Source organism: Paracoccus sp. SM22M-07 (assembly GCF_001887735.1).
Classification (GTDB): Bacteria; Pseudomonadota; Alphaproteobacteria; order Rhodobacterales; family Rhodobacteraceae; genus Paracoccus.
Genome location: NZ_JPKW01000004.1, coordinates 171197 through 192009, shown reverse-complemented (window position 1 = coordinate 192009; position 20813 = coordinate 171197). Strand labels below are relative to the sequence as shown.

Sequence of the window (20813 nt, the reverse complement as noted above, 5' to 3'; positions counted from 1 at the left end):
CGCCATTCCCGCGAACGCCGCGTCGCCCCATCGGGTGACGCGGCGTTTTGACCCATTCCTGCGCCGCTTGATCTTGCCCGGAGAGGTCAATTCGGACCATCCTGCGCAGAAGGGAGGGGCCGTGTGATGCGGCCCGCGAAGGAGGAAATGATGGGCAAGTTCAGCAACTACGCGGATCGCGACCGGGTCGAGGCAGAGGGGGATTACGCGTCCCGCGACCTGCCCGTCACGCTTTACGATTTCGTGGCCAGAACGGCGTCGCGCTTTCCGGACCGTCCCGCGATCTCGTTCCAGTTGCTGTCGGGTCCCCGCGATCCGTCCACCACGCTCAGCTGGAAGAAACTGCTGGAGCGGGTCACCGAAACCGCCAACCTGTTCCGCAGCCTGGGTGTCGGACCGAAAGACACCGTCGCCTATCTGCTGCCCAACAGCATCGAGACGCCCGTGGTGTTGCTGGCCGGGGCGACGGCGGGGATCGTCAACCCGATCAACCCCTTGCTGGATTCCAGCCAGATCGCAGGCATCCTGCGCGAAACCGGCGCCAAGGTGCTGGTCACGCTGAAGCCCTTTCCCAAAACCGATGTGGCCCAGAAGGCGGCCGAAGCGGTGGCCCATGCCCCCGGCGTCACCCATATCGTCCAGATCGACCTGAACCGGCACCTGCGCGGGTTGAAGCGGTTCATCGTCCCGCTGATCCGTCCCAAGGTGAAGACCCGCCACCACGCCAAGGTTCTGGATTTCGAAGCCGCCGCCAGCGCCCAGAATCACCGCCGCCTGGATTTCGACCTGCCGCAGCAGGATCGCGTCGCCGCCTATTTCCACACCGGCGGCACCACCGGCACCCCCAAGGTCGCGCAGCACAAATATTCCGGCATGATCTATAACGGCTGGCTGGGCGGCGAATTGCTGTTCGATGAAACCGACGTGCTGATGTGTCCGCTGCCGATGTTCCACGTCTTTGCCGCCTATCCGGTGCTGATGGCCTGCATCGCGTCGGGCGCGCATCTGGTGATGCCGACGCCGGCGGGTTATCGCGGCGACGGGGTCTTCGACAATTTCTGGAAGCTGATCGAACGCTGGCAGGCGACCTTCCTGATCACCGTGCCGACGGCCATTGCGGCGCTGATGCAGCGCCCGGTCAATGCCGATGTCAGTTCGCTCAAGACGGCGATTTCCGGCTCGGCGCCCCTGCCGATCGAGCTTTACAACCGGTTCAAGGCCGCCACGGGGGTCGAGATCGCCGAAGGTTACGGCCTGACCGAGGCCACCTGCCTTGTCAGCTGCAACCCGGTGGACGGGTTGAAGAAGGTCGGATCGGTCGGGATTCCCTTGCCCTATACCGATGTCAGGATCCTGCATCACGACGAACAGGGCAACGCCACCGATTGCGGCATCGACATGGTGGGCGAGATCTGCGTGTCGAACCCCGGGGTCTTTCCCGGTTCGACCTATACCGAGGCCGACAAGAACCATAAGCTGTTTTCGCGCGACCGCTATCTGCGCACGGGCGATCTGGGGCGGATCGATGCCGACGGCTATCTGTGGATCACCGGGCGGGCCAAGGACCTGATCATCCGCGGCGGTCACAACATCGACCCCGCCGAGATCGAGGAAGGGCTGCTGTCGCACCCTGCCGTGGCCTTCGTGGGCGCCATCGGCCAACCCGACAGTTTCGCGGGTGAACTGCCATGCGCCTATGTCGAGCTGGTCGCGGGGGCCGAGGTCGGCATCGACGAACTGAACGAACATGCCAGGACCCATATCCACGAACGCGCGGCCATCCCCAAGCATATCGAGATCCTGCCCGAACTGCCCAAGACCGCCGTCGGCAAGATCTTCAAACCCGATCTGCGCCGCCTTGCCATCAAGCGCGTCTATGACGCCGCCCTGAAGGACACCGGCAGCCATGTCGTCGAGGTGCGCGAGGACAAGAAGCGCGGGCTGGTGGCCATGCTGTCGCGCGACGGAAAGGCCGATGAGGCCAAGGTCAAGGAGACCCTGGGCCAGTTCACCTGCGCATGGGATTGGGCATAGGGGCCGCGGCCCCTTACCCGTTTTCCCGCAGCACCCGCCCCGCCAGATACAGCGATCCGCAGATCAGGATGCGCGCCGAGGGAGCATCCGCCACGATCGCGCGGATGGCATCGGCTGCATCCGTCGCGGTCCGGGTGGTCATGCCGACCTGGCGCGCGGCATCGGCGGTGTCGCGGGCGGGCAGGGTGTTCGGTTCGCCGGGAATGTCGATGGCCGTCAGGCTGGCCGCATGACCCGCCAGCGGACGCAGATAGCCGGTGACGTCCTTGGTGTTCAGCATGCCGCAGACCAGATGAGTGGGGCGGGGCGGCATGGCCGCCAGGGTCGCCGCGACCGCCTCGCCTCCGGCGGGGTTGTGACCGCCATCCAGCCACAGCTGGGCATCGGGACCGGCCAGATCGACCAGCGGACCGCGATGCAGCTGCTGCATCCGGGCGGGCCATTCGGCCTGCGTCACGGCGGCCAGCGCCATTTCCTCGGTCGCGCCCAGCTGACGCAGGGCGGCCAGCGCGGTGCCGGCATTCTGGACCTGGTGATCGCCGATCAGGTTGGGCAGGGGCAGGTCCCACAGCCCGTGATCGTCCTGAAAGACCATCCCGTCGCGGTCGCGTTGGATCATCCAGTGCTGACCATGCGCGATCAGCGGCGCGGTCAGCCCCTGGGCCTTGGCCTCGATCACCTGCAGGGCCTCATCCTGCTGGGGGCCGACGATGCAGGGGACCTGACGCTTGATGATGCCGGCCTTTTCGCCCGCGATCAGGGGCAGGGTATCGCCCAGATATTGGGTGTGGTCGATGCTGACCGGCGTGATGACCGTCAGGGCCGGATGGTCGATCACATTCGTCGCGTCCAAGCGTCCGCCCAGGCCCACCTCCAGCAGGGTGTAATCGGCCGGGGTCCGTGAAAAGGCCAGAAAGGCGGCGGCGGTCGTGATCTCGAAGAAGGTGATCGGCTGGCCGTCATTGGCGGCCTCGCATTCCTCCAGCGCGGCGGCCAGCGCATCTTCGCTGATCAGGTCCCCCGCCAGTCGAATGCGTTCATGAAAATGCGCCAGGTGCGGCGAGGTATAGGCATGGACGCGCTGGCCCCCGGCCTGCAACCCTGCGCGGATCATCGCTTGGGTGCTGCCCTTGCCATTGGTGCCCGCGATGTGGATTACCGGCGGGATATGGCGTTCGGGATTGCCCAAGGCCGCCAGCAGCCGCTGCATGCGGTCCAGCGACAGGTCGATGACCTTGGGGTGCAACGCCATCAGGCGGGCAAGGATGGCGTCGGATTGGCTCATGGCTGATAACGCCGGGGGCAGCCCCCGGGCCCCCGGGATATGTGGTCACGAATGTCGGATCAGTCGGCCTTGATCAGGTCCTGCGGAATGGCGGGCGCCTCGACTGTGGGCGCGGGCAGGTCGGCGCGCGTGGGTGCGGGCAGGCCGCCCAGCATGCGCAGGATCGAGACCAGCTCGTCGCGCATCTTGCTGCGATGGGTCACGCGATCCAGCATGCCGTGTTCCAGCAGGTATTCGGCGCGCTGGAACCCTTCGGGCAGTTTCTCGCGGATGGTCTGTTCGATGACGCGGGGGCCTGCAAAGCAGATCAGCGCGTTGGGTTCGGCGATGTGGATGTCGCCCAGCATGGCATAGCTGGCGGTGACGCCGCCCGTGGTCGGGTGGGTCAGCACGACGATATAGGGGATGCCCGCTTCCTTCAGCATCTCGACGGCGACGGTCGTGCGGGGCATCTGCATCAGCGACAGGATGCCTTCCTGCATGCGCGCCCCGCCGGCGGCCGAAAACAGCACCAGCGGCTTGCGGGTCTGGACCGCGCGTTCGGCGGCGGCGATGATGGCGTTGCCGACATACATCCCCATCGATCCGCCCATGAAGCTGAAATCCTGGCCCACGGCGATGACGGGGGTGCGGCCCATTTCGCCTTCGGCCACCAGCATCGCCTCTTTCTCGCCGGTCTTGCGTTGGGCGGCCTTCATGCGGTCGGGATATTTCTTCTGGTCGCGGAAATGCAGCGGGTCGGCGACGGGCTCGGGGACCTTCACTTCCAGGAAGGCGCCGCCATCGAACATCGCGGTAAAGCGTTCGCGCGGCGTGATCGCCATGTGATGGTCGCAATTCGTGCAGACGTTCAGATTGTCCGCCAATTCGCGGTGAAACAGCATCGTTCCGCATTCGGGACATTTCGTCCACAGGTTCTCGGGCACTTCGCGGCGCGAGAAGAGCGAGTTGATATGCGGGCGGACGTAGTTGGTGATCCAGTTCATCGCGGACGGCCTTGGCTGTTTCAGCCCTTCAGATAGGCCGCGACGCGGGGAATTGCAATTACCCGGTGCCGCAAGGATGATGCGCGCCATGTGGGCGACGATCTTCTTTCTGATGCACAGCGCGTTGTCGCTGGCGATCATCGTGCGGGTGCTGTTGCGCCCGCGTATGGAACCGTCGGTCCGGCTGGTCTGGATCATGGTGGTCGAGGCCGTGCCGCTGGTGGGCGTCATCGCCTATCTGCTGTTCGGCGAGATCCGCATGAATCACGCCGAGGTTCAGCGCATGGCCGACGTGCGCGACCGGCTGACCGGCATGTGGACCAACAGCCCCGCCCAGCTGCGCGATCCGCCCGACCATGCCCAACCGGTGATCGCGGCCAATGAATCGGTGGGCGGGATGGCGGCGCTGACCGGCAACCGGATGTCGCTGATGTCCGAAGGGGATGACGCGATCGACCGCATCATCAGCGCCATCGACCGGGCCACCGATCACGTCCACCTGCTGTTCTATATCTGGCTGCCCGACATCAGCGGGACCAAGGTGGCCGAGGCGATCATCCGCGCCGAGGGGCGCGGCGTGCAATGCCGGATCATCGTCGATGCGCTTGGGTCGCGCGGCCTGGTACGGTCGCCCCTGTGGGGCCGGATGGAGCAGGCGGGCGCGGAATGCGTGACGGCCTTTCCCTGGGGGTTGCCCTTCATCAGCGTGCTGTTCCAGCGGCTGGACCTGCGCAACCACCGCAAGATCGTGGTGATCGACAACCGTCTGGCCTTCACCGGCAGCCGCAACTGCGCGGATGCGGCCTTTGCCGTCAAGGCGCGCTTTGGCCCCTGGGTCGATCTACTGGTGCAGGTCGAAGGACCGGTCGTGCGCCAGCTGCAATCGGTCTTTCTGGGCGACTGGATGAGCTATACCGGACGCGACCTGGGTCACATGCTGCAACTGGTGCCGGCCGTGCCGGATGGCCAGACGGTGGGCCAGGTGGTGGCGACCGGACCGGACCTGCGCGCCGGCAGCGTGTCGGACTGCATGGCGGGGATGCTGCATGCTGCGCGGCACAATGTCGTCGTGACCACGCCCTATTACGTGCCCGACGCGGCGCTGGATGCGGCGATCCGGGCGGCGGCGCGGCGCGGGGTCCAGGTGACCATGATCCTGCCCGCCCGCAACGACAGCCTGATCGTGGGGGCGACGGCGCAGGGTTTCTATTACGGTCTGCTGGCGGCGGGGGTGCGGCTGATGCTGTTCGAACCGGGGTTGCTGCATGCCAAGGTGATGACCGTCGACGGGCGCATGGCGATGCTGGGCAGCGCCAATCTGGACCGTCGCAGCTTCGAGCTGAACTATGAGGTCAACATGGCCATCTTCGACCCCGACCTGGTGGGCCAGCTGGATGCGCGCCAGGCCAGCTATGTCGCCCGCGCCCGTCCCATCACCCTGGACCAGGTCCGAGGCTGGAGCCTGCTGCGCCGCCTGCGCAACAATTTGATGGCACTGGCAGCGCCCCTTCTGTGACCGGTCAGACGGGCAGGGCGGTGCGGTATTTCGTCTGGCGCAGCACGAAATGCGTCACCGTGCTGCGGATGATGCCCAGGGGCAGCATCCGGCGCATCAGGAAATGTTCCAGCCCTTCGGGATTGGCGGCGACGATCTTGAGCTGGTAATCCGAGGTGCCGGTGATGGTGGCGCATTCCATGATCTGATCCTCGGACTGGACGAAGCGGTCGAAGCGGGCCAGCGTCGCCTCGGTATGATCCAACAGTGAGACCTGCACATGCGCCATCGCGTGCAGCCCTGCCTTGGCGGGCGCGACGATGGCCACCTGCCGTTCGATCACGCCCTCCTCGGTCAGGCGGCGCAGCCTGCGCCAGGCGGGCGAGGCCGACAGCCCCGCCGCGTCGGCCAAAGCTTGGGTCGAGAGGGTCGCGTCATCCTGCAGCAGGCGCAGGATGCGGCGGTCGATATCGTCAAGCGGGGGCATGCTGTGCCTTTTGTGGGTAAAAAGCAGGAATCATATGCCCCAGAATGCACTGCGGCACGCATATCCGGCAAGGTTTTTCCCATCCCTTCGGTAATCTGGACCAAAGGGAGGATATGTCATGCCGAAATCGACCGAATATGACGCCAAGCACCCCGACGCGGATGGCTTCATCGCCTATGACGCCGAGGAGGATGCCGTCTGGCGCGACCTTTACGCCCAGCAGCTGCCCGCCGTGCGCCGCCACATGGCCACCCCCTATCTGCGGGGGCTGGAGCTGTTGCAGATGTCCGCCGACCGGGTCCCGCAATGCCCCGACATCTCGGCCCGGCTGGGCGGGCTGACCGGCTGGCGGGTCGAACCGGTGCCGGCGCTGATCGGGTTCGGCAAGTTCTTCGGGATGCTGGCCGACAAGGCCTTTCCCGCCGCCAGTTTCATCCGCAAGCGCAAGCATTTCGACTATATCGAGGAACCCGACATCTTCCACGAGATCTTTGGCCACACGCCCTTGCTGACCGATCCGGCCTTCGCGGGGTTCAGCCAGGCGATCGGACAGGCGGGCACGCGTTGCGACAAGGCCGATTACGCCTGGCTGATCCGCCTTTACTGGTTCTCGATCGAATTCGGGCTGATGCGGCAGGATGGCGAATTGAAGGCCCTGGGCAGCGGGCTTGCCAGTTCGGTGACCGAACTGCCCTGGTCGCTGTCGGGCCAGCCGGAGCTGCGGCCCTTTGACGTGATCGACATCCTGCGCACGCCTTACCGGATCGACATCCACCAGCCGGTCTATTTCGTGATAGAAGACTTGGACGATCTGTTCGCCGCCGCCCGCCGCGACCTGCTGGCCGATGTGGCCCAGGCCCGCCGTCTGGGGCTGCACGCGCCGAAATATCCGCCCAAGACCGCAGCCTGAAAGGACGCCGCCATGACCACCTGCAATCTTGCCGACAAGACCTGCGAACCCTGCGCGGGGGGCATCGCCCCCTTCGATGCGGCCACCGCGCACGACCGCGTCGCCCAGCTGACCGACTGGACCCTGTCCGATGACGCGACGCAGATCACCCGCCGTTTTGCCTTTAAGGGCTTCGCCAAGGCGGTCGAGATGGCGAACCTGGCCGCCTGGCTGGGCAACAAGCAGGGCCACCACCCCGACATCGCCTTCGGCTGGGGCTATTGCGCCGTCACCTTCACCACCCACGAGGCCGGCGGCCTGACCGAAAACGACCTGATCTGCGCCGCCCGTCTGGACGCGCTGGTCGCCTGACAGGCGCGTTGGCCGCGAGAGACTTGTTCCGATCCCCATCTGCCGCTATTCCTTGGGGGATGGTGTAAGGGGCTGTAACGGATGACGGTTCGCCCGGTGACAGCCTTTCGGCCTGTCCTTGCGAAGGCGGCCATCGGCGGATGTCGCGGTTCCCGCGGCGCGGCCCCGAGACTGGCGATCGAACGGGGGCATCGTGCATGGCGCGTCTTGAAACTGGCTGGATTTCGCGACGCATCCGCGCCCGTGCCGCCCGGCAATGGCAGCGCCTGCTGGACAAGGCCCAACGCCGCCGCGGTGCCGTCCCCGACGAATTGCGCGACGAGGCCCGCGACCTTCAGCAGGTGCTGACCCGTTATCTGCACACCATCGAAATCCGGTCGCTTGGCAGCCGCGATTCCCTGTCGCGGATGGAATTGCCCGCCGGCACCGACTGGCGCTGGCGCCCCGAGATCTTGCGCGCCCGCAACGCGATGCCCGCGCTGGTCGCCCCGGTCAGCGGGCGCTGGCTGTCCGACGAGGTGGCGCTGTTTCACGACTGCCCGCAGCGGGCGGTCATCCTGCGCCAGATGCGCAACCGCCGTGCCACCGACCTGTCGGATTACGCCCTGGCGCTGGAGGTGATGGGTTTCGAGGGCAGTTTCCTGTCCTTTTCGCTGGGGCTGCCGCCCCAGGCGCTGGAAGGTCTGGGCGGGCATCACATCCTGCGGCTGGCGACGACGCTGCAATCGGAACGGGCGATCACCGTCTATGCCCGGCTGAACATCCAGCAGGGTCCCAATACCGAAAAGATCCTGCGCCAGATGGGCGACCCGATCGAGGGCGCCAATTGCAGTCGGCTGATCGAATTCGACCTGGGCTATGCCGACATGTCCCAACGATCGGTCGAAAAGGCCTGGGTGGACGTGATCTTCGAATCCCCCTTCATGAATGCCGTGGCGCTGCGCGATGTCGTGCTATCCCGCCACGCCCGCGCCCAGATCTGAGGAGACGACCATGATGCAGTTCGAGAGCCACGGTCTGAAGGGTGGTCTGTGGCGCGGCCGCCTGACCCATCCGCAAGGCGCCCCCGCCCGCATCACCCTGATCCTGAACGGCGCGGTCATGGCCGAGGGTCGCATGACCGCCGATGGCGAGGGCGCGTCCCTGGTCGAGGTCGACCTGCCGCGCGAGGTGCTGTCTGAGGGGATGCAGACGCTGCTGCTGCGCGCGGATGCGGGCGAAGCAGGGGCCGAGGCCCATCCCGATGCCGAATTGCTGGCCCGCCTGCCGCTGTTGGCGGGGCGTCCCCTGGACGATGACATGACCGCCGAGATCACCGCGCTGCGCGCCGAGCTGGAGTTGGTGAAGCGCGAATTGCGCCGTTTTGCGGCCAATTCGCGTGGCGGATGAACGCAGCTGCGCGACCTTCATCGCGACGTCATGCTTCCTTGCGAAAAGCGGGGGGCATGGCTATATCGCGGGCTTCGTGTCCGCAGCCCCTGCGCTTGAATGATAAGGTTCGCCCATGACTTTGCCTCAGACGCCCCATTACCTGATCGACATGGCGAAACTGCGCGCCAATATGGAAAAGGTCGCCTGGCTGCGCGAGGCATCGGGGGCCAAGGCGCTGTTGGCGCTGAAATGCTATGCCACCTGGTCCACCTTCGATCTGATGCGCGACTATATGGACGGCACCACGTCGTCATCGCTCTACGAGCTGCATCTGGGTCATGAGAAGTTCGGCAAGGAAACCCACGCCTATTCCGTGGCCTGGGCCGATCACGAGATCGACGAGGCCGTGTCCTATGCCGACAAGATCATCTTCAACAGCCTGTCCCAGCTGGACCGCTATGCCGACAAGGCCAAGGATATCGCCATCGGCCTGCGGCTGAACCCGCGGTTTTCGACCAGCGGTTTCGATCTGGCCGATCCCGCGCGCCCCTTCAGCCGCCTTGGCGAATGGGACCTGGAACGGCTTGAAACCGCGCTGGACCGCATCAGCGGCGTGATGATCCACTACAACTGCGAGAACGGCGATTTCGACCTGTTCGACCGCCAGCTGACCCGGATCGAGGATGAGTTCGGGCCGCTGCTGCACCGTCTGGACTGGGTCTCGCTGGGGGGTGGCATCCATTTCACCGGCGAAGGCTATCCGCTGCAGCGCCTGGCCGACCGGCTGAAGGCGTTCCAGGACCGTTTCGGCGTCCAGGCCTATCTGGAGCCGGGCGAGGCCAGCATCACCCAAACCACCACGCTTGAGGTCAGCGTGCTGGACATCATCAACAACGGCAAGGACGTCGCCATCGTCGACAGCAGCACCGAGGCCCACATGCTGGACCTGCTGATCTATCGCGAGGATGCCAAGCTGCCGCAATCGGGCGATCACGCCTATCAGATCGCGGGCAAGACCTGCCTGGCCGGCGACATCTTCGGCGAGGCGCGCTTTGATCGCCCCCTGCAGATCGGTGACCGGATCAGCATCCAGGATGCGGCCGGATACACGATGGTCAAGAAGAACTGGTTCAACGGCGTGGCCATGCCTGCCATTGCCCTGAAGGAAGAGGACGGAACGATCCGCACCGTTCGCAGCTTTTCCTATGACGATTACAAAGGCAGCCTGTCGTAAAGGCCACCCATACTCTGCCACCCTGTGAAAGGAGACAGAATTGGCGAAGAAGAACGTGCTCATCATCGGTGCCGGGGGCGTGGCGCAGGTCACTGCCCACAAGGTCGCGCAATGGGCGGAAGAATTCGGCGATCTGCACATCGCGAACCGGACGCAATCCAAGGCCGACGACATCATCGGGTCCTTGCGCGACAAGGGCCATGACATGCCCTTCACCAGCCACGCGCTGGACGCCATGGACAGCGACGCCGTCGAGGCGCTGATCCGCAAGACGGATGCCGGCATCGTCATCAACGTGGGCACGGCCTTCATCAACATGACCGTGCTGGAGGGCTGCATCCGCACCGGTGCCGCCTATATCGACACGGCCATCCACGAAGATCCCGCCAAGATCTGCGAAACGCCCCCCTGGTACGGCAATTACGAATGGAAGCGCCGCGAGGATGTTGCCAAGGCCGGCGTGACCGCCGTCTTGGGCGCGGGCTTCGATCCGGGCGTGGTGAACGCCTATGCGCGCCTGGCCGAGGATGAATATTTCGACAAGATCGACAGCATCGATATCGTCGACATCAATGCCGGTTCGCATGGCCGCTGGTTCGCCACCAATTTCGACCCCGAGATCAACTTCCGCGAATTCACCGGCACGGTCTATTCCTGGCAGGGCGGCGAATGGAAGACGAACAAGATGTTCGAGGTCGGCCGCGAATGGGACCTGCCCGTCGTCGGCAAGCGCAACGCCTATCTGTCGGGCCATGACGAGGTTCACAGCCTGTCTGCGCGTTACAAGGATGCCGATGTCCGCTTCTGGATGGGGTTCGGCGAACATTACATCAACGTCTTCACGGTGCTGCAGAACCTTGGCCTGCTGTCGGAACAACCCGTCAAGCTGGCCAATGGCGACGAGGTCGTGCCGCTGAAAGTGGTCAAGGCCGTGCTGCCCGACCCCGCCAGCCTGGCCCCCGATTACGAGGGCAAGACCTGCATCGGCGATCTGGTCAAGGGCACCCGCGACGGCAAGCCGGGCGAGGTGTTCATCTATAACGTCGCCGACCACAAGGACGCTTATACCGAGGTTGGCAGCCAGGGGATCAGCTATACCGCGGGCGTGCCGCCGGTCGCCGCCGCCATCCTGATCGCGCGCGGTCCGTGGGACGTGCGCAAGATGGCCAATGTCGAGGAACTGCCCGCGCGGCCCTTCCTTGAACTGCTGGGCCAGATGGGTCTGCCGACGCGCGTCATCGACGCCACCGGCGATCACGCGATCTAGATTTGCTTGCGCCCTGCGCGGCTTGGGTTGATCTTTGTTATGCCAGACGGCGGGCCGGAACATCCGGCCCGCCGCTTGCGTTCGCACCGAAAATGAAATGCGCCAGATGCGTTGGGGGACGCGGCGCCGAACGGGGGTTATGATGCCTGGTCCTGAAGGACATCTGTTTCCACGCATGCCACGAAAGGAAGACAGTTCGGTTCCGCGCATGGCCAATTGGGCCGTGATCGGGATCTTTCTGATTCTGGCCTTTTCCGCCCTTGCGGCGGGCCGCGATTTTCTGATGCCCGTGACGATGGCGCTGCTGTTGTTCTTCGTCTTCACACCGCTTCGCCGTTTTGCGCGCCGTCGCGGGGTGCCGGACGGAATGACCGCGCTGGGCGTCACGGTGTCGATCATGCTGGCCGTGGCGATCCTGGCCTATGCGGCCAGCGGTCCGATCAGCCGCGCGATGACCAACATGCCGATCATCAGCCAGCAGCTGGAGTCCAAGTTCGACAGCGTCCGTGATTCGCTGTCGGATCTGCGCGCCGCCGCCCAACGCATCGACGAGGCGCAGGATGTCACGCCCGAGGATGAAGGCGAAACTTCGATCAAGGTGGAACAGCAGGGCGCGACGACGCTGGGCACGGTGGTCCAATCCGCGCCGCTGCTGCTGGGCCAGACCTTCTTCACGCTGATCCTGCTGTTCTTCATGATCGCCTCGGGGGATCTGCTGTACCTGAAGATCGTGCAGAGCTTTGATCGGATGCGCGACAAGCGCGGCGCCTATCTGGCCCTGCGCGAGATCGAGGATTCGCTTGGCAACTATCTGGGCGCCATCACCATCATCAACGCTGGCCTTGGCGTCGCGGTCGGATTGTCGATGTGGGCCTGGGGCATGCCGGGGGCGTTGCTGTTCGGGGTGGGGGCCTTCATCCTGAACTTCATTCCCTATCTGGGCGCGATTGCCGGCGTGGCGATTTCGGGGCTGGTGGCGCTGGTCGTGATGCCGGGGCTGTTCTGGCCGGGGATGGTTGCGCTCAGCTATCTGGGGCTGACCTCGCTGGAGGGGCAGATCATCACGCCCTATTTCGTCTCTCGCCGCCTGCAGATGAACACCGTGGTCGTGTTCCTGGCCGTCGCGCTGTGGGCCTGGTTGTGGTCGGTTCTGGGGATGGTCATCGCCGTGCCGGTGCTGGTCGTGCTGCGCGTGCTGGCCGATCACATTCCGGGATGGGAAAAGTTCGGCAACTTCCTGGCGGGTGACGAACCCCCGGCGCTGGAGGATGACGATCAGGAAGACGCCCGCGACCTGGTCGAAGCCGGTGCCGAGGCCGAGGACGAGGCCGCTGCCCGCGCCGTCACGGCCGAGGTGGCCCGGACGCATGGCGATCCCGACGCGCCCGACGCCCCGCAGTCCTGACCCGCCCCCACTGAATGCGAGACGCGGGCCGCTTCGGCGACCCGCGTTTCGTTTTTACGGCAGTGGGTTCCGGATCAGCCTGCGGGGGTCGCCGGGGCTGCCTGGTTGACGGCGGCCTCGATCTGCTTGCAGGTCTCCTCGACATTGCTGCTCTGGCTTTCGGCGGCATCGCTCAGCGACATTTCGGCGTCACCAATGGCGACTGTGCCGGCCGCACCCTTGTCCTCAGCGGTCTTGCCGGTTTCCTGGTCACCTTCGGGCAGCATGGAGATCAGGTTTGCCTGGGCGTCGACGGCTTCCTGCCCCGAAAAGCCCTGTTCCTGGCAGTATTTCAGAATGCCCAGTTGGTTGCGTGCGGCTTCATAGGTCGCGGCGGCATCCATGGGCTGCGGTGCAGGCGCCTCGGCTGCAGGGGCCTCGGCGGGTGCTGCGGTATCCTGTGCCATCACGGCGACAGGGGCGGTCAGTCCAAGGCCAACGGCCAATGCGATATGGCGGATCATGCGATTTCTCCTTTTCCGTCATTTGAGCGTCTTCGGGCCTTACGGCTTTGCGGCGCTTGAGAGAGAGCTAGGGGTGATCGACGGGAATTGCCCGCCCGAAAACCGGCGGCGCAAAATTGCGGCGGAAGGCTGCCACGCAGGCGGATTTTCAGGGGGGGGCAATCGGCAGGTTCCGGCCATCCCCGTTTTTATGCCAGAAAAACCCCGGTTTTTCAGGCACATTGCGGTGATCGGCGCGTGATTGGGCGTGGGTTGGCCTTGGCGGCGCAACGGACCCTTGGGAACGAATCCGGGGGCCACAGGCGTTATCAAGGCAATCACATGACGGAGAACGACCATGTTGAATTCCTCGATCAAGACTCTGATGCTGGGCGGCAAGGCCGCTGCAATCGCTGCGCTGATGGCGGGTACCGCCATGGCCGAAACGACCATCATCTCGACCCCGACCGGCAATGACGTTCTGGCCACCGAAAGCGCGATGGATGCGGAAGCCTCCAAAGGGATCGTCTGGGCGGATGACTATCCGGTTCTGGAAGAGGTCGAAAACAATGACGCGATCATCGACATGATGATCGGCCAGGGTTTCACCGACCTCAAGATCACCCGCAAGGGCCCGATGCTGACCGTGACCGGTCAGCGCGACGGCGTCCCGACCGAGCTGGTCTACAGCACCGCGAACGGCCGGCTGGTGTCGGTGGACGGCGTCGAGACGCAGGATCGTTCGGGTGATGCCGAGCCTTCGATCGCCGACCGGATGATGGATAACGTGGCCGATGGCGACAGCGACGCCGAAATGGCGACCGATCCGTCCGGCACCGATACCTTGGGCGGCACCGTCGATTCCGGAACCGAGGCGGATGCCGATATGGGCAATGCCGGGGATAGCGATGCAGGCACGGATGCAGGCATGGGCGATACCGAAGGCACGGACGGCGGCGCGGATGCGGGCGCGGAAAGTGATGGCGACACCGGCAGCGATGGCGATGCAGGCGGCGACACCGGCGGTGATGCGGGTTCCGATGGCGGTTCGGAAGGTGGCGACAGCACCAACTGATAGCCCGAAGGCAATCGGGAACAAATGACGTTCAAGAAAAACCGGGCCTTACGGGGCCCGGTTTTTTCACAACCCCCTCTGTTTGGAAAACTAGAGAAACCCCATCGCTACCGCCAGTGACGTGCCTGCCGTCCAGATCAGGGCGACGCCGATGCTGTAGCTCCAGTTCCAACGCAACCCGACGGTGAAGGCCGAGCGCCCCACCAGCGATGCGGCATAGGCCACCGTGGTGATGAAGGGCGAAAAGCACATCACCGCCGACCAGATGCCGATCAACTGAACCGCGATGGCCGTGTCCGACAGCCCCGGGATCGCCAGCTGGCTGCCAAGGCTTCCCAGCACGGATGCGGTGATGATCGGGTTGATGCCGATGCAGCCCAGCCCGAACAGCAATCCCGCAAAGATCCACAGCACCGGCAGGGCGGACAGTTGCAGGTCGATGGCCAACTGGCGGATCGCCTCGGTCGGCATGACCTCGACCACCAGCACCGAGAGAAGCCCCGCCGAGGCAAAGACCGCCAGTTCCGACGCCGCCAGCGGAAAGCGTGATACCGCCTCGCCCATGACCTGCGTGGTGACCGTCGCGGCATCGCGGCCGCCGGTCCAGGCGGCCCAGCCCAGGCTGTAGCTGGGCACCACCAGCAGCAGGGATTGCTGGAAGGAGAGCGCCGTCAGCGCGTTCAGCGCAATGACAGCCACCCCCAGCAGCGCGACATGCAGCAGCAGCAGCCAGACCGCCCCTCCGTCGGCGGGGTCGGGCGGCGATGCAGGCTGCGCCACGATCCTGCCGCGCGGGGCCGTCACCCTGTCCAGCATCCAGCCATAGCCCGCACACAGGAACGACAATGCGAACCCCAGTGGCGCGAAATCCAGATAATCCAGCGACGGCATCGAGATCAGCAGAGAATTGACCGCGAACCCCATCGGCGACCACAGCGCCACCAGCGAGAACCCCCGCGTCACGGCCAATGTCATGCGGCGGAACTTGACCTCTTGCAGGTCAGGCGGCAGATGCCCCGATCCGGTCGCCATCGCTCGCATGGCCATGTCCAGCAGGATCGCCAGCCCGCCCAGGTTGATCAGCGTGCCAAAGATATGCCCCCCGAAATTCAGCGCCAGATAGCGCCGCCCCGGTGGCTGGGCCGTCAGATAGCGACCGGCACGCGCGATTTCCGGGGCAGCCGCCGCAGCGGTACGCAAAAGCCCCAGCAGCGCCAGCAGCGAGGACAGGAAAACCGCTCGTTCCAATGCATGGCCGAAGACATGCACCCCGACCTCTTGCGCCAGTGCAACACCGACCAGCGCTGCGGCCAGCACCATCGGCACGACGCTGACTGCCGTCAGTTGCCGCCATGTCATGGCAAAAAACACCACCAGGGCCGCGCCCGCCGCAAAGGCCATCCATTCGATCGGCCAGAAGATCTGGATCAGCCCCGTCGCGATCACCACGCAGATGCAGATGCGGGCGATCATTACGGGCAGGGCAGAGGACGGTGGCATCGGGCAGAATTCCTGATCGGGCGGCGCGGACCACCATGCAGCTTGGCCCGCAGCCTTTCAGAGCCGCCCGGAAAGGTGAAGGGCTGTCGAAGACGATCATGGCGCGCGACGTGGTATCGGCGGCGCAGCTGGGTTGAAAGCGATGGGCCGGTATCGAGCAAGGCTTTGCAGGCATTCTGCCAGACGGTCCTCACATTGAAGACACTGATGAACCGCGTTCATGCAAGGTCTTCGACCGCAGCTGGAATCGAAACTTCATGGCCCATTCGGCCGATCCCCAATCCCGGGACTGTATTGGGGTGTGGGTAAGCCATTTTCGGTGCCTGTTGTTTGGTTCTGTCGAAGCAGCCCATGGCGGGCGGCGGCCCATCGTGGGTAGTCTGTCGTTTGTTGTAATTGCAGGATGTGATCCAACATCTTGCCCCCGCGATCTAGTTTCCCTCCCGTGCAGATAAGCGCATGCGCAGTCCAGGAGCCTCGACGGGCGGCTGATGAAGACGTTGCCGATGCGCCACCCCTTGCCGTCCATCGCGATTCGCGTTGGCTGGTTTGTCCTGACGAACGATGTGATGCGCGGAGTGATGCGCGGACTTTGATCGATATTCGTGATTCCAAGCACATCGAAGCGGTAGGTGCAGGATAAGAATTGGCGCCGCATAAGCCAGATTGGTCAAGCAACAGGCGGCATGAATGCAACCCGCCACGTTGTCACCGATGCGAAAGGTCGCCCTATCAGCAGAAACAGCCCGCTTGCCACCTTATCGGCAAAAAGCTCAGTAGATGCCGTTGACCCCGGCAGGACCTGCACCTGTAACCTCGGCCTTAGGAGGGGATGGGTCCCCCCCTTCCCGCAGAGGCCGAAAATCTGCGCAGAATTTCAACCCCCATGCGTGCGATCTCTGGGTTTGGACAGGAAACAAAGGTTTGCGCTGGTTCGCTGAACAAAAGAGCAAACCCACGGTGTCGTGAAACCTGAAGGTGGAAATCGCGCTCATCACGATGGGCCGGCGCGCTTTCTCGGCCGCGTTCCCAGACGCCTCATGGGTTCTCAGCCAGTCACCAGAAAGCGATGGTTACGCCATGGCTGAGATTTGGTGAGTATTGGGGACGACGATCACATAGGCATTGAAGTGGCAACGGGGGCAGCGGCACAACATGGTCAGACGCCAGCGGCGCCAAGCAATCTATCCCCCGTTCCATTTGGCTTCCAGAGCGCCCTGTTACGGCTTGACCACGCCAAGCAAGTCGAATTCCGTGTCCGCATCCAAGGCAGTTTCGAAGAACTCCGCATTTCGTGCGATCCTTTCGTCAGACCAGCCCCACCATTGGATTTTCAGCATTTGAGCTCTGACATTCTCCGTGAAACGATAGCGAATGACCTTGGCCGGAACTCCGCCGACGATCGCGAACGGGGGTACGTCAGAGGCCACTACAGCGCCAGCGGCGACAACTGCCCCATGGCCTACCGTGACCCCAGCCAGGATGCTCACTTTGTCGCCAAGCCAAACGTTGTGGCCCACTTCGACGCGTTGCAGTTTGAACGCTGGCTTGAAGCCGAACCGCTTGCTGAACGCAACCTGTTGGTTCGGCATATCGGTGCGGTGATTGCCCGAGTGGATCGACACGAACCGACCGACAGAGCAGTAGTTTCCAAGCCTAACCCTGCCCCGTGCGTTGAAATATCCGTTTATGGTGGAATGCTTGCCGCACAATACAGAACCGACGATCATCCATGTTTTGCGGTCACCGCGGATGCCAGCTGCTTTTGACAGCTTTGCATCGTCCAGCTTTATCAAGTCGGCGGCTTCTTCTTCTGTGAATATGCTCAAGTTGATTCCCTCTGAGATGGTGCATCCGTTCTGTCGCCCAGCCAGAAGATCACCAGGGGCAGCAGACGTCTAGGGGCTGCCCAAGCACGCTTTTCGGCCTGCTGGCAACAAGGATCGACATGAAGAGCCTGCAACTGCCGTTCAAATCCGCGCCCCGCCGTGCTTTCGGTGTCGTCAGGGCTCAGCCATGGTCCTTGGACCAGCGGCGTCCCATGGCCTAGATCCAAAAAGGTCCTTCAACACGGCATTATCGAGCATGGCATCTGCCGGGAGCCGCTTCAGATTGCCATTCTCGTCCTCAAGCGCCCTCAGCCCCTGGGCATCGGAAACGTGCATGCCGCCATACTTGGCCCTGAGCTTGTAGAACGTCGCCGGGCTCGGTCCATGCCGGCGACAGACCTCGGCCGTCGTCCTGCCGGCTTCCCGTTCCTTGAGCATCCCGATGATCTGCGCCTCTGTGAAGCGGCTTTTCCTCATGTCGTCTGCTCCTTCGTGATGAAACAAACTCTACATTGAACCGAGGGACATTCCGACGCGGTGCGGCTGATCGGCGTGACGCAGTTTACCCACTACCGGTGGCGCAAGGAGGCTGGTGGGCTGAAGTTCGACCAGGTTGAGCGGCTGAAAGAGCTGGAGAAGGATCGAGCCATCGGTTCGCCATCGGTCCGGGAACCGCTGGCGAGGGAGCGCCTGCGGAAGGCCATCTCGGACCTGACGCTCGAGAAGTTTATTTTGAAGGGTAAGGCTTGGCCGAACGCCTCGGGAAACTTCTGAGCCCCGCCCGCCGCCGTGCCGGAGGCCATCCACTGGCCGTCAAAGCCAGATCGATCATCTCTCCAGTCGACACCTGCCTTGGCATCGAGGACGGTCATGCACCAAGACTGAAGCCGACCATTCAATAGGGGCGGGTCAATTGGTGACCCCGACAGGACTTGAACCTGTAACCTGCCCCTTAGGAGGGGGCTGCTCTATCCAGTTGAGCCACGGGGCCGCCTTGCTGACCTTTAATGGGCGTCGCAGGGCTTTGGCAAGCGGCAGCTTGGTTATGGTTGTCGCTGCCCGATGGTTTCGCTAACATCGTCTGACCCATTTGAAGAACCGGTCCCATGATCCCCACACGCCCGCGCCGACCTCTGACCCTTCGTGATGTGTCCGAGGCATCGGGTGTCTCGGAAATGACCGTCAGCCGTGTGCTGCGCAACCGGGGTGACGTCTCGGCTGCCACGCGCGAAAAGGTGCTGACCGCGGCCAAGATGCTGGGATATGTGCCCAACAAGATCGCGGGCGGGCTGGCCAGCCAGCGGGTGAACCTGATCGCGGTCGTCATCCCGTCGCTGTCGAACCTGGTCTTTCCCGACGTGCTGGGCGGCATTTCGGCGGAACTGGACGATACCGGGCTGCAGCCGGTGATCGGCGTCACCAACTATTCCCCCGCGCGCGAGGAGATGGTGCTCTACGACATGCTGTCCTGGCGGCCGTCGGGCGTCATCCTGGCCGGGCTGGAACACAGCAAGGCATCGCGCGCCATGCTGCAGAACAGCGGCATCCCGGTGATCGAGATCATGGATGTGGACGGCGAAGGCATCGATACCCTGGTCGGCATCAGCCATATTCGCGCGGGCCGGGAAATGGCCGACCGCATCTTGGCCGCCGGCTATCGCCGGATCGGGTTCGTCGGGACGCATATGCCCGAAGATCATCGTGCGCGCAAACGGCTCCTGGGCTTCGAGGAAGGGCTGGCGCGCGCTGGCGTGCAGCTGGAAGCGCGGGAATATTACCAGGGCGGATCGTCCCTGCTGAAGGGGCGCGAATTGACCGATCGGATCCTAACACGCGCGCCGGATCTGGATTTCCTCTATTTCTCGAATGACATGATCGGGGCGGGCGGGCTGCTTCATTGCATCGACAAGGGCTATGACGTGCCGGGGCGGATCGGGCTGGCGGGCTTCAACGGGGTCGATCTGCTGGACGGGTTGCCGATGCGCCTGGCCACGACGGATGCGCGGCGCGTCGATATCGGGCGGCGCGCGGCGCGGCTGGTCGCGGGCAAGGATGCCGGCCCCGAGGATCGCATCATCGCCCTGAATCCCACCTTCATCCCCGGTGATACCATCCGCGATCCGGGGTCGCGCACGCCCTTGGACCGCGACATTCCGGCCTGATCGCGGCGGCTTGTGATGGGGACCGCTTGTGCCTATCTGTCAGCCATGGATATTCCGTTTATCAGCCGTTTGATGTCCCGCCGGCCGCGTATTGCGGTCATTCGCCTGTCCGGCACCATTGGTGGATCGGGAAGGGGGGGCGGTCTGAACGATGCGGCCCTGGCGCCCATGATCGAACGCGCCTTCCGCAAGGGCAAGCCCGTCGCGGTGGCGCTGATCGTGAATTCGCCCGGCGGATCGCCCGTCCAGTCATCCCTGATCGCCGCCCGCATCCGCCGCCTGGCTGACGAACGCGACATCCCCGTCCATGCCTTCGTCGAGGATGTGGCCGCGTCGGGCGGGTATTGGCTGGCCTGCGCCGCCGACCAGATCTGGGCGGATGACAGCTCGATCCTGGGATCGATCGGGGTGATCTCGGCCGGGTTCGGCTTCAACCAGCTGATCGAACGATGGGGGATCGAACGGCGCGTCCACACGGCGGGGACGTCGAAATCGACGCTGGACCCGTTCCGCCCCCAGAACCCCGAGGATGTGGCGCGTCTGCACGCCATTCTTGAACCCATCCACGAAGCCTTCAAGGCCCATGTCCGCGACCGCCGCGGCATGCGACTGGCTGCCGATCGCGACTTGTTCACCGGCGAATTCTGGGCGGGCCGCCAAGCGGTCGAACTGGGGTTGGCCGATGGCATCGCGCATCTGGTGCCCAAGATGAAGGCCCTTTACAGCGACAAGGTGGCCTTCCAGGTCCATGGCATCCGCAAGCCCTTGTTCCGCCGTCTTGGCCTGTCGGCCGAAGCGCTGATCGACGCCGCCGAGGAACGCGCGGCCTTCCAAAGCTTCGGCACCCGCGGATGAGCATCCGCATCGTTCTTGTCTTTTTGCTGGTCATGGTGGCCATGGCACTTGTTCGCGGCCCGGCCTTTCGCCGGGCGCTGAGAAA

At 64.2% G+C, this 20813-nt stretch carries 19 protein-coding genes, 1 tRNA gene and 2 pseudogenes; 14 read left to right on the top strand and 8 right to left on the bottom strand.

All coding sequences use genetic code 11. The annotated features are described in order from the left end of the window. The first annotated feature begins 150 nt into the window (after window positions 1-150). On the top strand, window positions 151-2034 hold the full coding sequence (locus IE00_RS07850; RefSeq protein WP_072296860.1) for an acyl-CoA synthetase: 1884 nt from the start codon (window positions 151-153) through the stop codon (window positions 2032-2034). Window positions 2035-2047: 13 nt separating this feature from the next. Here IE00_RS07850 and IE00_RS07845 read toward each other — a convergent pair whose 3' ends face one another. Next, window positions 2048-3319, bottom strand: a complete 1272-nt coding sequence (locus tag IE00_RS07845; protein WP_072296521.1) for a folylpolyglutamate synthase/dihydrofolate synthase family protein — start codon at window positions 3317-3319, stop codon at window positions 2048-2050. A 59-nt stretch (window positions 3320-3378) separates the two neighbouring features. Beyond that, complete coding sequence (gene accD / locus IE00_RS07840) at window positions 3379-4305, bottom strand: acetyl-CoA carboxylase, carboxyltransferase subunit beta (protein ID WP_072296520.1); 927 nt, start codon at window positions 4303-4305, stop codon at window positions 3379-3381. A gap of 79 nt (window positions 4306-4384) precedes the next feature. Here accD and cls point away from each other — a divergent pair, with 79 nt between their 5' ends. Further along, window positions 4385-5821, top strand: coding sequence for a cardiolipin synthase (gene cls, locus IE00_RS07835; protein ID WP_240493819.1), 1437 nt, complete (start codon window positions 4385-4387; stop codon window positions 5819-5821). Window positions 5822-5825: 4 nt separating this feature from the next. Here the strand turns inward: cls and IE00_RS07830 are convergent, their stop codons facing one another. Next, window positions 5826-6287 carry an Lrp/AsnC family transcriptional regulator gene (locus IE00_RS07830; protein WP_072296519.1) on the bottom strand — a complete coding sequence of 154 codons (462 nt, stop codon included), beginning with the start codon at window positions 6285-6287 and terminating at the stop codon, window positions 5826-5828. 118 nt (window positions 6288-6405) lie between these two features. Here IE00_RS07830 and IE00_RS07825 point away from each other — a divergent pair, with 118 nt between their 5' ends. The 7 genes from IE00_RS07825 to IE00_RS07795 all read left to right on the top strand — a co-directional run bounded on the left by IE00_RS07825 (window position 6406) and on the right by IE00_RS07795 (window position 12825). After that, on the top strand, window positions 6406-7197 hold the full coding sequence (locus IE00_RS07825; RefSeq protein ID WP_072296518.1) for a phenylalanine 4-monooxygenase: 792 nt from the start codon (window positions 6406-6408) through the stop codon (window positions 7195-7197). Window positions 7198-7209: 12 nt separating this feature from the next. Further along, a complete protein-coding gene (locus IE00_RS07820; protein WP_072296517.1) occupies window positions 7210-7548 on the top strand; it encodes a 4a-hydroxytetrahydrobiopterin dehydratase in 339 nt (112 codons plus the stop codon). A 197-nt stretch (window positions 7549-7745) separates the two neighbouring features. Continuing rightward, entirely contained in the window at window positions 7746-8531 is a 786-nt protein-coding gene (locus IE00_RS07815; RefSeq protein WP_072296516.1) for a DUF6478 family protein, read from the top strand. 10 nt (window positions 8532-8541) lie between these two features. Then, window positions 8542-8937 (top strand): hypothetical protein, encoded by a 396-nt coding sequence (locus IE00_RS07810; RefSeq protein WP_072296515.1) that lies wholly within the window; start codon window positions 8542-8544, stop codon window positions 8935-8937. A 121-nt stretch (window positions 8938-9058) separates the two neighbouring features. Further along, window positions 9059-10153, top strand: coding sequence for a carboxynorspermidine decarboxylase (gene nspC / locus IE00_RS07805; protein ID WP_170864115.1), 1095 nt, complete (start codon window positions 9059-9061; stop codon window positions 10151-10153). A gap of 40 nt (window positions 10154-10193) precedes the next feature. After that, window positions 10194-11420, top strand: coding sequence for a saccharopine dehydrogenase family protein (locus tag IE00_RS07800; RefSeq protein WP_072296513.1), 1227 nt, complete (start codon window positions 10194-10196; stop codon window positions 11418-11420). 175 nt (window positions 11421-11595) lie between these two features. Beyond that, a complete protein-coding gene (locus IE00_RS07795; RefSeq protein ID WP_240493818.1) occupies window positions 11596-12825 on the top strand; it encodes an AI-2E family transporter in 1230 nt (409 codons plus the stop codon). Between the two features lie 74 nt (window positions 12826-12899). On the opposite strand, the gene IE00_RS07790 is transcribed toward IE00_RS07795, so the two are convergent. Beyond that, window positions 12900-13328, bottom strand: a complete 429-nt coding sequence (locus IE00_RS07790; RefSeq protein WP_072296511.1) for a pore-forming ESAT-6 family protein — start codon at window positions 13326-13328, stop codon at window positions 12900-12902. Between IE00_RS07790 and IE00_RS19720 the strand changes: the two genes are divergently transcribed. Both IE00_RS19720 and IE00_RS07785 read left to right on the top strand, forming a co-directional pair. After that, window positions 13327-13569, top strand: coding sequence for a hypothetical protein (locus tag IE00_RS19720; RefSeq protein ID WP_139291367.1), 243 nt, complete (start codon window positions 13327-13329; stop codon window positions 13567-13569). The two genes, IE00_RS07790 and IE00_RS19720, sit on opposite strands and share 2 nt — an antisense overlap. A gap of 96 nt (window positions 13570-13665) precedes the next feature. Then, on the top strand, window positions 13666-14382 hold the full coding sequence (locus IE00_RS07785; protein ID WP_072296510.1) for a hypothetical protein: 717 nt from the start codon (window positions 13666-13668) through the stop codon (window positions 14380-14382). Window positions 14383-14472: 90 nt separating this feature from the next. Here the strand turns inward: IE00_RS07785 and IE00_RS07780 are convergent, their stop codons facing one another. From IE00_RS07780 to IE00_RS07770, 3 genes and pseudogenes are all read right to left on the bottom strand, one after another. Beyond that, window positions 14473-15882: a hypothetical protein gene (locus tag IE00_RS07780; protein WP_139291366.1), complete on the bottom strand. Its 1410-nt coding sequence runs from the start codon at window positions 15880-15882 to the stop codon at window positions 14473-14475. A 1220-nt stretch (window positions 15883-17102) separates the two neighbouring features. Beyond that, on the bottom strand, window positions 17103-17711 hold the full coding sequence (locus tag IE00_RS07775) for a hypothetical protein (protein WP_072296508.1): 609 nt from the start codon (window positions 17709-17711) through the stop codon (window positions 17103-17105). Between the two features lie 222 nt (window positions 17712-17933). Continuing rightward, a pseudogene (locus IE00_RS07770) lies at window positions 17934-18188 on the bottom strand (transposase); the annotation flags it as partial. Between the two features lie 51 nt (window positions 18189-18239). On the opposite strand from IE00_RS07770, the pseudogene IE00_RS07765 reads away from it, so the two are divergent. Further along, window positions 18240-18505 (top strand): annotated as a pseudogene (locus IE00_RS07765) (hypothetical protein); the annotation flags it as partial. 120 nt (window positions 18506-18625) lie between these two features. On the opposite strand, the gene IE00_RS07760 reads toward IE00_RS07765, so the two are convergent. Beyond that, window positions 18626-18702 (bottom strand) — tRNA-Arg (locus IE00_RS07760). Window positions 18703-18817: 115 nt separating this feature from the next. On the opposite strand from IE00_RS07760, the gene IE00_RS07755 reads away from it, so the two are divergent. Then, window positions 18818-19873 carry a LacI family DNA-binding transcriptional regulator gene (locus IE00_RS07755; protein ID WP_072296505.1) on the top strand — a complete coding sequence of 352 codons (1056 nt, stop codon included), beginning with the start codon at window positions 18818-18820 and terminating at the stop codon, window positions 19871-19873. Between the two features lie 72 nt (window positions 19874-19945). After that, a complete protein-coding gene (locus IE00_RS07750; RefSeq protein ID WP_240493817.1) occupies window positions 19946-20728 on the top strand; it encodes a S49 family peptidase in 783 nt (260 codons plus the stop codon). Window positions 20729-20813: the final 85 nt, after the last annotated feature.

Coding starts and splice junctions, on each gene's coding strand:
- IE00_RS07825 (WP_072296518.1), top strand. CDS start 6,406: ATGCCGAAATCGACCGAATATGACGCCAAGCACCCCGACGCGGATGGC.
- IE00_RS07815 (WP_072296516.1), top strand. CDS start 7,746: ATGGCGCGTCTTGAAACTGGCTGGATTTCGCGACGCATCCGCGCCCGT.
- IE00_RS07850 (WP_072296860.1), top strand. CDS start 151: ATGGGCAAGTTCAGCAACTACGCGGATCGCGACCGGGTCGAGGCAGAG.
- IE00_RS07780 (WP_139291366.1), bottom strand. CDS start 15,882: ATGCCACCGTCCTCTGCCCTGCCCGTAATGATCGCCCGCATCTGCATC.
- IE00_RS07795 (WP_240493818.1), top strand. CDS start 11,596: ATGCCACGAAAGGAAGACAGTTCGGTTCCGCGCATGGCCAATTGGGCC.
- IE00_RS07790 (WP_072296511.1), bottom strand. CDS start 13,328: ATGATCCGCCATATCGCATTGGCCGTTGGCCTTGGACTGACCGCCCCT.
- IE00_RS07845 (WP_072296521.1), bottom strand. CDS start 3,319: ATGAGCCAATCCGACGCCATCCTTGCCCGCCTGATGGCGTTGCACCCC.
- cls (WP_240493819.1), top strand. CDS start 4,385: ATGCGCGCCATGTGGGCGACGATCTTCTTTCTGATGCACAGCGCGTTG.
- IE00_RS07750 (WP_240493817.1), top strand. CDS start 19,946: ATGTCCCGCCGGCCGCGTATTGCGGTCATTCGCCTGTCCGGCACCATT.
- IE00_RS07820 (WP_072296517.1), top strand. CDS start 7,210: ATGACCACCTGCAATCTTGCCGACAAGACCTGCGAACCCTGCGCGGGG.
- IE00_RS07810 (WP_072296515.1), top strand. CDS start 8,542: ATGATGCAGTTCGAGAGCCACGGTCTGAAGGGTGGTCTGTGGCGCGGC.
- accD (WP_072296520.1), bottom strand. CDS start 4,305: ATGAACTGGATCACCAACTACGTCCGCCCGCATATCAACTCGCTCTTC.
- IE00_RS07785 (WP_072296510.1), top strand. CDS start 13,666: ATGTTGAATTCCTCGATCAAGACTCTGATGCTGGGCGGCAAGGCCGCT.
- IE00_RS07830 (WP_072296519.1), bottom strand. CDS start 6,287: ATGCCCCCGCTTGACGATATCGACCGCCGCATCCTGCGCCTGCTGCAG.
- IE00_RS07755 (WP_072296505.1), top strand. CDS start 18,818: ATGATCCCCACACGCCCGCGCCGACCTCTGACCCTTCGTGATGTGTCC.
- IE00_RS19720 (WP_139291367.1), top strand. CDS start 13,327: ATGCGATTTCTCCTTTTCCGTCATTTGAGCGTCTTCGGGCCTTACGGC.